This is a genomic window from Xanthomonas dyei (assembly GCF_002939865.1).
In the GTDB taxonomy this organism is placed as follows: domain Bacteria; phylum Pseudomonadota; class Gammaproteobacteria; order Xanthomonadales; family Xanthomonadaceae; genus Xanthomonas; species Xanthomonas dyei.
Map to the genome: position 1 here is coordinate 1 of NZ_MDEE01000071.1, position 10,056 is coordinate 10,056.

At 56.3% G+C, this 10,056-nt stretch carries 8 protein-coding genes and 1 pseudogene; 5 read left to right on the forward strand and 4 right to left on the reverse strand.

What is annotated here, in order from left to right:
* Positions 1 to 146: 146 nt before the first annotated feature.
* From XdyCFBP7245_RS22545 to XdyCFBP7245_RS22555, 3 genes are all read right to left on the reverse strand, one after another.
* Positions 147 to 2,465 (reverse strand): AAA family ATPase, encoded by a 2,319-nt coding sequence (locus tag XdyCFBP7245_RS22545; RefSeq protein ID WP_104617593.1) that lies wholly within the window; start codon positions 2,463 to 2,465, stop codon positions 147 to 149.
* A gap of 185 nt (positions 2,466 to 2,650) precedes the next feature.
* Positions 2,651 to 4,051: a site-specific integrase gene (locus XdyCFBP7245_RS22550; protein WP_104617594.1), complete on the reverse strand. Its 1,401-nt coding sequence runs from the start codon at positions 4,049 to 4,051 to the stop codon at positions 2,651 to 2,653.
* A 57-nt stretch (positions 4,052 to 4,108) separates the two neighbouring features.
* Positions 4,109 to 4,312: an integrase core domain-containing protein gene (locus tag XdyCFBP7245_RS22555; RefSeq protein WP_280523213.1), complete on the reverse strand. Its 204-nt coding sequence runs from the start codon at positions 4,310 to 4,312 to the stop codon at positions 4,109 to 4,111.
* Between the two features lie 315 nt (positions 4,313 to 4,627).
* Here XdyCFBP7245_RS22555 and XdyCFBP7245_RS22560 point away from each other — a divergent pair, with 315 nt between their 5' ends.
* A complete protein-coding gene (locus tag XdyCFBP7245_RS22560) occupies positions 4,628 to 4,837 on the forward strand; it encodes a hypothetical protein (protein ID WP_104617595.1) in 210 nt (69 codons plus the stop codon).
* Positions 4,838 to 4,894: 57 nt separating this feature from the next.
* On the opposite strand, the gene XdyCFBP7245_RS22565 is transcribed toward XdyCFBP7245_RS22560, so the two are convergent.
* The gene (locus XdyCFBP7245_RS22565) at positions 4,895 to 6,211 is read right to left on the reverse strand and encodes a hypothetical protein (protein ID WP_104617596.1); all 1,317 of its coding nucleotides are present in this window, start codon (positions 6,209 to 6,211) and stop codon (positions 4,895 to 4,897) included.
* 771 nt (positions 6,212 to 6,982) lie between these two features.
* Here XdyCFBP7245_RS22565 and XdyCFBP7245_RS22570 point away from each other — a divergent pair.
* From XdyCFBP7245_RS22570 to XdyCFBP7245_RS24835, 4 genes and pseudogenes are all read left to right on the forward strand, one after another.
* Positions 6,983 to 7,462, forward strand: coding sequence for a JAB domain-containing protein (locus XdyCFBP7245_RS22570; RefSeq protein ID WP_104617597.1), 480 nt, complete (start codon positions 6,983 to 6,985; stop codon positions 7,460 to 7,462).
* Positions 7,463 to 7,532: 70 nt separating this feature from the next.
* Positions 7,533 to 7,715, forward strand: a complete 183-nt coding sequence (locus XdyCFBP7245_RS22575) for a hypothetical protein (protein WP_104617598.1) — start codon at positions 7,533 to 7,535, stop codon at positions 7,713 to 7,715.
* 89 nt (positions 7,716 to 7,804) lie between these two features.
* Entirely contained in the window at positions 7,805 to 8,512 is a 708-nt protein-coding gene (locus XdyCFBP7245_RS22580; protein ID WP_158255532.1) for a hypothetical protein, read from the forward strand.
* A 988-nt stretch (positions 8,513 to 9,500) separates the two neighbouring features.
* A pseudogene (locus tag XdyCFBP7245_RS24835) lies at positions 9,501 to 9,926 on the forward strand (XVIPCD domain-containing protein); the annotation flags it as partial.
* Positions 9,927 to 10,056 lie beyond the last annotated feature (130 nt).

Genomic DNA, 10,056 nt, shown 5'->3' on the forward strand with positions numbered 1-10,056 from the left:
CTCTTCGGAAAAACGCTTCTTCACATCCAATCTCCTCGGGATAGGGAATTGGACTCCAAACTGAGGTGCTACTCAAAATTGGGGGGACGTCGTCAGGATGTCAGCCGGCTGATCAATATCGTTGTTGTCAGAGGGTTGAACTTGCGTCACTGCTTCACCTCACTTGTTGCCGGTTCCGCATCGTCGGGAGAGGTTGGTGTAAGTGGAAATTTGCCAGCAACATCATTTTCTTTACGCTTGAGCTGAGCAATGAGCCATAGAAGGCCCTTGTCGATATAGTCTGGGAGAGCCACTTCGTCCAGATCGCTGCTCTCTAAGAGGGTCATTGAGAACTCTGCTTTATCGCCATTTTTCAGAGCCTCCTGGATGCTGCTAGAGAGCTCTTTGACGTCTTTCGAATCAGCAATGGCCTGCCGGATTTGCTTGGCTAAACCTCCACCCTGCAAGGACTTGAAGAAGTCGATGTTTTGGTATACCAGCGCGTCCTCGAACGTATTTGCAATGGCCTCTGCATCTTTGGTTGCGCCAAAGTCGATCTTGATCGGCTGCTGGTAGGCGACTCGGAAGCCGAACCCACTGTCATGCGTCTCAGTGAGGGATGTCTCTGGCATGTCTAGTAAGAGATCAATGGACTCTTCCTGAGGAGCCCACGTCTTTATCGTCTGATTCCGTGAAGATTGTCCTGATGATCGAGCCGGAACGGCTTTGGTTCCATCATCAGCCTTTGCGTCTAAGTCTGTGATGATTAGTGTATTGAGCCCAAGTTTGGTTAGAAGGGGGCGTAAGCGATGGGCGTGGCTGCCCCCGATTTCTAGCCAGGTGAGGTAGCAATGCCTGAGATACGCATAGGGCGCGTGGCAGCGCACCATGTGCGGGACGACTATCCTTTCAGCGGGCCCCTCGACAAGGATCGCACCATCAGCAAAGAAAAGGTCGCAGTGGGTTGCTTTTAAATAGCGCTTCACGAAGCGAGTAGTGTCGTCCGGGGTACCAAATATCCTTGAAAGATTGACAACCTGAGAGATTGGGACAGAGCCTTTTATAGCTTTAACCGGCATACGCCGGAAGTAGCGCAGGGACGTGAATTCAGCTTCGTGGGCAAGATGGCTTGAGTGGGTGCTAACAACCATCTGGGTGTGATAGCCGGCTAAGCTGCCTAGGCTTTCATGCTTTCTGAGCACCGCGTAAGCATGTGCGATAAAGACCTGTTGCACTTGAGCATGGAGATGTGCCTCCGGCTCCTCCACCAATACCAAGTGTAGCGGCGGAATATTGTCATCGTCTGCCCATGTTTTTTTCGAAGCTTTCCCAACGCGCATCCATTTGTCGCGAAAGCTCATCAACGCAAAAACCATTGAGACCAGATTTTGATATCCCAGTCCGTTTGAGTCTTCGGGCAAGCGATTGGAAAAACCAACTTCGGCGAGGTGTGTCGGGACCTCGTAGTGAACGGCCGAACCATGGTTGAGGGCGTCAAGGGGGCGAAGATCAGCCGCGAGCTTGAGCTTTGGATCTGTCAAACCTGGGTAGCCAACGGTTTCCAGCTCTTTGAGCGCTGATTCAAATGAATCTGAAAGTTGCTTGCCAAATGCAACTCTTGCTTGATGTAGGGCTTGCAGCGCTTGGAGATCTTTCGCTTCTGGTTGGTCAAACGGGTCGAGGTGTTGCGAGTAATACTTGCGAAGCTGACTGGATAGCTTCTTCCCCAGCTGCACGGTCTCGTCTTCTTGGTCTGCACTACTGGACGCGGCCAATCCAAGTCCGCGCTGAGCGCTGATCTCGTCAATGCGTATCAGGCCCTTGAAGGGGTCGCCTTCGAGCGGCTCGCTATCAGTCGGTAGCGCCTGAGGATTTGCGAATCCGTCTTCTGGTTCATCTAGCATTGCTGGATCCAGTAGATAGGCCTTGACCTCAAACATCGACCGGAGCCGTCGGGACAGAAACTCAATCATCGACTTTGGCCATAGAGAGAATGGGTCTTCACTGCTCTCGTCCGGATTCAAGGCTGCTGCCATTACTTTTTTCGTCGCCAATCTCGCATTTAGATACTCACGCTTGAAGTCGTCGGGGCTTTTCGGCTCGTAACGGAGTCTCACGCCGATAGCACTGCCATCCCAGTCAAGTGTTGGAAGAATCTTTTGAACGTAATGCAACTGATTGTCAGGAACCTGCAACCAAACATCCAATGATGGTGATATTGAGCCCCAGTCGAAGTCTATTGGCTCACCGTCTTCAGACTCTGCTTCCCAATTACTCCCGAGCTCGTTGATGACAGGCCAGTGGTTCAGAGTGAAGTCATTGATGGTGAAGTCCCGCTGATCCAGAAGGAAGCGTCGTAAGGCAACCATGGCTGATGTCTTGCCGCTATTATTGGCGCCGACAAAGACTGTTGATTCCTTCGCAATATCTATCCTTGTGGCAAGTAGTTTCCGAAAGTTTGCTACTTCAATAAAGTCAATGTGCACTGTTCCTCCTTCAAGCAGTGCGGCACGAAAGGCGGCTAGACGCTTTTCAACCTAACAGTTGCAAAGCGTCCTGGCCGTGCGATGGGTCCCACGCAACTTTACGGCGTGGTGTTCCGGGGCGGAAGAGGCGCCGGGACTTGTTGAATATATGCTTGAGCTTGCTTAATTCGCTTTCGGTGGGCTTTTTAAGGGTAGAACTTGCTGGGATTGGCCAAGCACTTGGCAAACTGCCCCCGCTGGTAGCGCGGCAGCTCCACGTTGGGCTGATACAGCTCCAGTGCGCTGATCTGCTTGCTGCGCGTCACCTGCGGCTTCTTGTGGAGGTAGTGCCTGCGCAGCACTTGGACCCGGTCCCGTGGGTCAGTGCTGTGGCCGGTGACCAGGGCAATCTCCTTCTCCGGAACGTCCTGGACATCAAGCTCGGTGGCCAGCGTGTGGCGAAAGGCATGGAACCCGATGCCTTTGGGAAAGCCCAGGCTCTTCAGGTAGCGCCCAAAGTCCACCACGAACTGCTGACTGTAGCGAGCGTTGGTTTCCCCCGTCGTGCGGTTCACGCCCGCAGAGAGCAGGGGGAACAGTCGGGGATGGCCGATCGCTTTCATGTCTTCCACGAACTCCAGGAAGCCTGCCTCCAAGAGCGGCTTGGCGATGGGGATGATGCGCATGCAGCCCGCGCCCTTCATGCTTTGCCTGCTGCGCCGCCGTCGCTTCGGGTCTGCGGCCAAGTCTTGGTCCAACGTCTTTTGGAAAGCGATGCACCACACCCCGCGTTCCTCGATGATGTCGGTCAGCTTCAACTGGCACACCTCATTGACGCGAGCACCGGTATACAAGCCGAGCATCGGTGCCCACCAATACTGCGGTTTCTTGGCCCAGGGCACGAAGGTGGTCGGGTCAAAGATCGTTTGAAGGTCTTCGTCCTCGAACAGCCGGATGGCCTTGTCTGGATCGATGATGTTGTCATCCTTGGGCTTCCGGAAGGCCTTCATGGGCGAAGAAACGATGGCTTGTCCGTTGACCAGGTGGTTGAAGAAGGCGACGAGGAATCGGCGGTGGCGCTCTTCGGTGGCTTGCGCGAGCGGCGGCACGTCCTGTTCTTTTCCCATGGCGATCGCTTCGTCGAAGGAGAGGTCCTTCAGCAGCGGATCCGACACCAAGTTTCTTGGAGCCCAGCGCAGCAGCGTCCAGAGCGCTTGGATGTGGTGGTAGTCCACTCGAGCTGCCGAGATGTTGCCGCAGGTAAGAAGCAGCAGCTTCAACGTGCGCTCGGTTGCCAAGACCGTCTTCGGGTCGAGCTGCCGGCGGCGCATGTCTTCGAGGTGGTCTTCGATTTCCTTGGCCAAGGGGCGCGACGGCGTGCCCATCGGCAGCTGCGCGGGATAGCGCGTGCTGTTCTTCAGGCCGCTCTTTCGTCCGGTTTCGTCGAGCGCCGCAAGGATGCATTCTTGGAGATTGATGGCCGCTTCCCGGCCTCGAATGATGGCGCGGTCAATGCGGAACCTGCCGATGTGGATGCCTTCCAACTGCAGGAGGCCGAACGGCGAGGCGATGTAATCGTTGAGTGCTGCGGAGGGTAGAGCGGTCATGGGTCACTTCCATCGGTAGATGGAAGTAGTGTAATGACCCATCGGTTTCTGCACAGGTCAGGTGGTTAATGTAGCGGCATAGGCTTGGTCAGGCGTCATCATCTTCAGTGCCTGATGCGGCCGCTGCCGGTTGTAGAACCCAATCCAGTCGCCAATGACGCGTAGGGCGTGGGCCAGGCTCTCGAACCGGTGCCGATGGACGCACTGTTCCTTGAGTGTTCGGATGACGCGCTCGACCATCCCGTACTGTTTGCAGTAAATAAGCTAACTAAATGAGGTTATTGCTCGATCTAAAAATGAATTTAAGTTAAATGTTAGCCTATTATTTGTTAGTCTGAATTTGTATTCAAAATAGCGATATGCCTGGATCGGAACTTTCTGACATCCGATGGGGCGAGACACCGATGGTGCGACGAATGCCAGGAGTGCAGTCTGACCTTGCCGGACGTGGGACCCAATGGTCGCTCACCCCGCGGGACGCTTGAGCAGCGCCATCTCGGCACCTGAAGAGGCTAGCTGTGTGGCGTTGGCGGCGGCGTCTCAAGCGGTGCGGCCGCACTGCCGATACTCAGGCCCATGGACAGAGCCGAGCTGTGCCTCTACATCGAACGCCTGGATGCAGCGGTGCCCGCCCTGCGGGCCTCGAGTCCTGATCGCCGTCATTTTTGGCAAGCTTTTGCCATCGAGAGCAAGGCGATGACGAGCGAGGATGTGCAGTTTGTCGGCCGTCGAGCCGCGGAAATCTTGTCTTGGCACGGGCTTGATAGCGGGGGCAACTCCGGTTGATCCCACCGGGGTTGCATAGGCCCTCCTTATGGCCAACCCTTTGCTATCAATATAGCTTCACCACTCGACTTTCCAAACTCCTCCACCTGTGCAGGTTCCACAGTGTTGAACGGACTTCCAGTCATTGCTGCCAATGAAGCGAGTGAGTCCCTTCTTGGCTTTATGTGCGCCATTTGAAGCCTGCCAGGCGTTGTGGCCGCAGTCATTCGTCTGCGCCATCTTGTCAAAGCTTGCTGCGTTAGCGACCTTCTTGTAGAAACGGACTTCGCCCTTTACGGGTGCATTGTCTTCGTCGTTTGAAGCGTTTGAATCATCCTGTCCAATGTCGGTAATCGTCGCTGCTTGCTGCAGCTGATATGAAAGAACTCGATTCCGATGCTCAGCGGCCTCAAGCTTCTGAGTCAGATCATCAATAGCAAGCTCAAGCTGTTCAATACGTTCCTCGGCGCTCTTGCGAACATCGCGAAGCTCCTTTGTTGCCGTCAACTGATGTAGCTCTTTGATTCTTTTGGGCTGAGTGACCGCTACCGCTGTCGCGGAAAGTATGAGATTGCGCAGCTTGTTTTGGAATCGCTTAGCGTAAATATCGTCTTCTGATTCGTCCTCCGGAAGAAGTGAGTTTTCCGTCCACACAAATGAGCGAGGCATTTCCTGTGTGCCGGTTGTAGGCCAGTAAAGGCGAATTGCGCCCAGGTAACAAGAATGCTGTTTTCCAACCTTAGCAGTCAGAAATCGAGATCCATTTTCAGTAATAAGGACCACCTCGGCCGCGCCAACAAGATCACGGGCGATTTTCTCCGAAAATCCAGGCCACGCTTCTTCTCCATCATATTCCGAAACTAGAACGACGGGCATTTTTCTGGATTGCTCATCTTTAATATGTTCAACCAGGTCAGAAACTTGAGCTTCGCTATCCACAACTTTGGCAGCACTAGAAATCTGGACATTGGCATATGTCCAGTATTCTTGCGTTGATAGAAGGTCGCGAATGACTGCAGGACAACGGGCGTCGGTGTAAGCGTCAAGGATTGCCTCATCAGAGCTTGACACGGAAAGCGTGCAAAAGATCGTGCTAGAGTCTTCAGAGCAAAGGGCTGAGATAGTCGTAGAAAAATCCAAACCAGAGAAGGATTTTTCTATAAGAGTGTAGTCGATAAGCTCATCCCCATCATGCTCGTGCCTACTAATGGTATAGATTCCAGTGTCATCCTTTCGGGTCTTTGAGCGAAAGAATCCATCCGCTTGCAAAGGTGCTTCAGCCCCTTTCTTGATCAACCACCGCTCAATTATGGAAATCGCGTCAGTATGGCGCTGTCGAGCTGTGGCGGGGTCTTTTGTGGATGATGACAGGCTGTAGGCGGCAAGTTGGCGCATCCGTTTTTAAGCTCCTCGAAAGTAAGTGCTACGTCTCAAACATACCCAGAAGACCGATGAGTTGGTCGACCACATCAGCTCGCTCGGAGTCATGTTCAATCGCTTTTGCGCGACTATGGTGCGGTTGTGGATTGTGCTTTAAATACTAGATTATACGGATGCTCACTGCCATCGCGCCGACGTTGGTTAGCTGTCTCATCAAGGCCACCGTCTTCTGCAATAGGCATCTGTAACCTGCCAGGACGACCGGACACTAGCGGACTCAATCGACCTGAGCCGTGGCGAGGGTATGTTCTGTAGCCGTGAGGATTTGTGGTAGGGCGGCAGCCGGTAAAGGATTGAGTGCTTTTGGCACGGCAGAACTAGGACACAAGAGCGAACTCGTGCCCATGGACAGAGTTGGCTCACCCCTGCGCTGCGAACACTTGGATGCTGCGGTGCCCGCCTTTCCTAAGCTGTATAAGGCTCCATCCCTGGCAAGCCCCAGCGAGGCAATCACCTGCTGGCATCAAGCGAACCCGACCATTTCCCTTACATTTGGCCAGCAAGTCTTGGCGCATACATCGAGGTTGTTCCACCAGCGCTGGGCCTCTTAAAGGGACCTTAGCTTCGCTGCCCCTATCCGCAAGGACAGGCCTCCTTCTCGACGCTGGCGCTCTGTTGCGGCCCTCCGCTGTGCGCCTAACGGTGCTCGCTCCCGGGTGCGGTCGAGCCGAACGCTTCGCCTGCCGGTTCCCACGAGGCGCCTGTCGCGCCGGTGGAGAAGAACCGATGAAGCGCACCCAAGACCGAGCCGTCCAATACCAACTCCGGATGGACGAGGAGGGCATCTTGCTCGCCGCCGCGACCATCCTGGAGCAGCGCCTTCAACGCCAAGGCCGCATCCACAGCCCCGACCAAGCCGGCGCTTACTTGGTCGCCCGCTGCGCCCACCTGCCGCACGAAGTCTTCGGCGTCGTCTTCCTCGACACCAAGTACCACATCCTGGCCACTGAGCACCTCTTCACCGGCACCATCGACGGGTGCGAAGTTCATAGCCGGGTCGTCGCCAAGCGCGCGCTGGAGCTCAACGCGGTCGCCCTCATCTTGTTCCACAACCACCCTTCGGGCAATCCGGAGCCGAGCGAAGCAGACCGCAAGGTCACCGAACGCCTGAAGCAGGCGCTGTCGCTTCTCGACATCCGGGTCCTCGACCACCTGGTCATCGGTGGACGGCAGCACGTTAGCCTGGCCAGTAGGGGGTGGGCATAGCCCGCCCCTTCACCTGTGCGGTCTGCCGAAGCTAGACTGCCAAAGCAGATGCACGTCCAAGGAGCAGGAAATGAGAGAATTTCACGTGCAAGGCATTGTTTGGGACACCGACGGCAAGCGTGCTGCGTTACCCGCTGAAGCCAAGGTCGAATGCGAGAACGAAGAAGACATCGCTGATGCGCTCAGTAATGCATACGGCTGGCTGGTGAGTGACTTCGCTGTCGTAGACAGTGCTGATGGTGCGGTGATGTAAGAGCGTGATTCCATCCTGGGACTCACGCTACACCTGACGGTTAGACTCTGGTGGCAACGAAGGACATCGAGCACTCATGGAGGCTCAGCTTGCGCTTACTGATTCGCAGCATTGTGGTGCTTACCCTTTCGTTAGGAACGCTGGCCTGTTCTCAAGGACCGGCGAGTGACCACGCCTCTCAGGAGAAAACGATGGAAGGACATCCCCCCAGCGCCGCAGACGTGCGCTCCGAGCAAGACAAAGCCGCTGCTAGTGCGGACAGAGCAGCAGACGAGGCCAGCCGGCGAGCCGCTCCCAATGGTGTGGTGTCGGGCGATTACCCACCATTGCCGCAAGGCCCAGCACTAACGTCAGGTGCATTGGTCGAGGCCATCGTTCGAATGGCCAAATCTTTCGAAACCAGAGCAGACATGGCCCCAGCGCACGTGGCGCAAGTGTCAGGATTTGAGGTGACGCCAGACAGTCAAGGGCGGCGCACTGGGCTCCAGGGTGCACTAGGTGGCGGGCACTACGAGTTCGCTGTGTGGAAGCCTTATGCACGTCATCCTGGGCACACCATCGAGTTGACCGTGCAGCCGTCCCAAGCCTGTGACCTGTCGTTCAAATCGCTGCATGACCCATTGGTCGCAGCAGGGTTCGGCGTGACCAAGAACGCGGTGGGCTTCAAACCGACGGTCTACTTTGAGCGAGCACTCGCAGATGGGCTTGGCTTGTATGTGGTCATCAGCACGGACAAGCACGACGACCCGCGCTGCGTTTCGCGGGTCAGGCTCGAAATGGAGCCGCGTGATGGCTGATCAGCGCGACATTGACCGGCTGCTCCAGGAACTGGAGCAGCAGCCGGGCCTCCCTAAGGGTGGGGTGCGTGACCTCCGTGAAGCCATCGATACTTCGCCTTACCTTGCTTCGGTCATGACCCAAGCGATCGACCTGGGCACCTTGCGCCGGCTGGAAGTGTCCAACCAGCCGAATGAGGGCGGGCACTACGATGACAAGACGGGCACCGTCAGCATCAATGCCTCGATTTTCGCGCCGTCCATTCGGTCGGACCGCCTGGACATGTTGACAGGAACGTTGGCGCACGAGACCGGGCATGCGCTGATGGCGCCGTCGGCGCAAGTTTCTCTAAACACCTTCGTGTTCAAGCTCGATGCCGCGCTCAAAGACGGTATCCAATACGGCGAGTCGGTCGTTGATGCCACGGCGCTGTCCAAGGAATACTTGGCATCCGCTCGGCAAAACGAAGCCCTGGCCGAGTTGGTGAGCATGAACGCCGTGACCAGCCGGGTGACCACCACGACAGGTGAAGTTAATGAGGCTGCGTTGTTGCGTCGGGTCGAGCTAACAACCGCTTGCGTTAAAAACGGAAAGCTTGAGCCGGGCATCCATTTGGATGAGCTCGGCCTTCAGCGGACCGGGAACAGCATTTCCAGCCCGGCCGTGGAGGCCGTTGCCGTTTGTTACTTCGACCGAAGCGACAGCAGCATGGGGCTTCAGGGCACGTCCAACTACCATGGCTACTATGCGACCTACCCCGTGAGCGCGGGTGCTGCGCTGTTGAAAGAGCGCGCGGGTTCCACGACCCAGACCTTGCCGCGCTTGGGTTACAACCTTGCAGAGCTAGGCACCGATACAGCCAAGCTGGAGGGAGCCGGACTGAACTTGGGCGGGCAGGGCAAGGCGTTCGGATTCGTCGATACCTCCCACGGTCAGCAGCGGGAAGTGGAGGTGCGCCAATTGGGCCCAGCCCAGCATCGCCCGGACATTGAGCCATCCTCGCTTCGGTCTCCTTCGCAGGTGCTGGCGGACAATCCCGCTCACCCGGACCACTCGACCTATCAGCAGATCCACTCCTGGGTGCGAGGCACCGGGAACTGGAACGACGAAGAAACCAGGAACGTGTCGGCTGCGCTTTACAAGCAACAGGTGGACGATCCGTTGCTGAAGCGAGTAGACCAAGTCACCGGCGGCCTGGGGAAGGACGGGGCCCAAAACGTCTTTGCGGTTTACGCCCCATATGGGACGGGGGTCGCGCCAATGTTCCATGCCCATGTCGATGGACGCGAGGCCTCCCAGCAGCCGGCCCAGCAGAACCTGCAGCAGGCCGAGGTCATCAAACAGGATCAGGTCCGCCAGCAGGCGTTGGAACAGACGCAGCAGCAAAATCAGCAGCAGGAACAGGGGCCTAGGATGACGATGGGTGGTCCTTGAGAAGGCTCTCCAACGTGGCCGCCTTTAACTGAAGGGGCTCTAGGGAAGGTCTGAATAACGATGCCTGAGAGTGCGGAATGTCCGCATCGTTCCGGAGAGTCTCGTTTGGATCTTCGGAGTTTCGCCATTT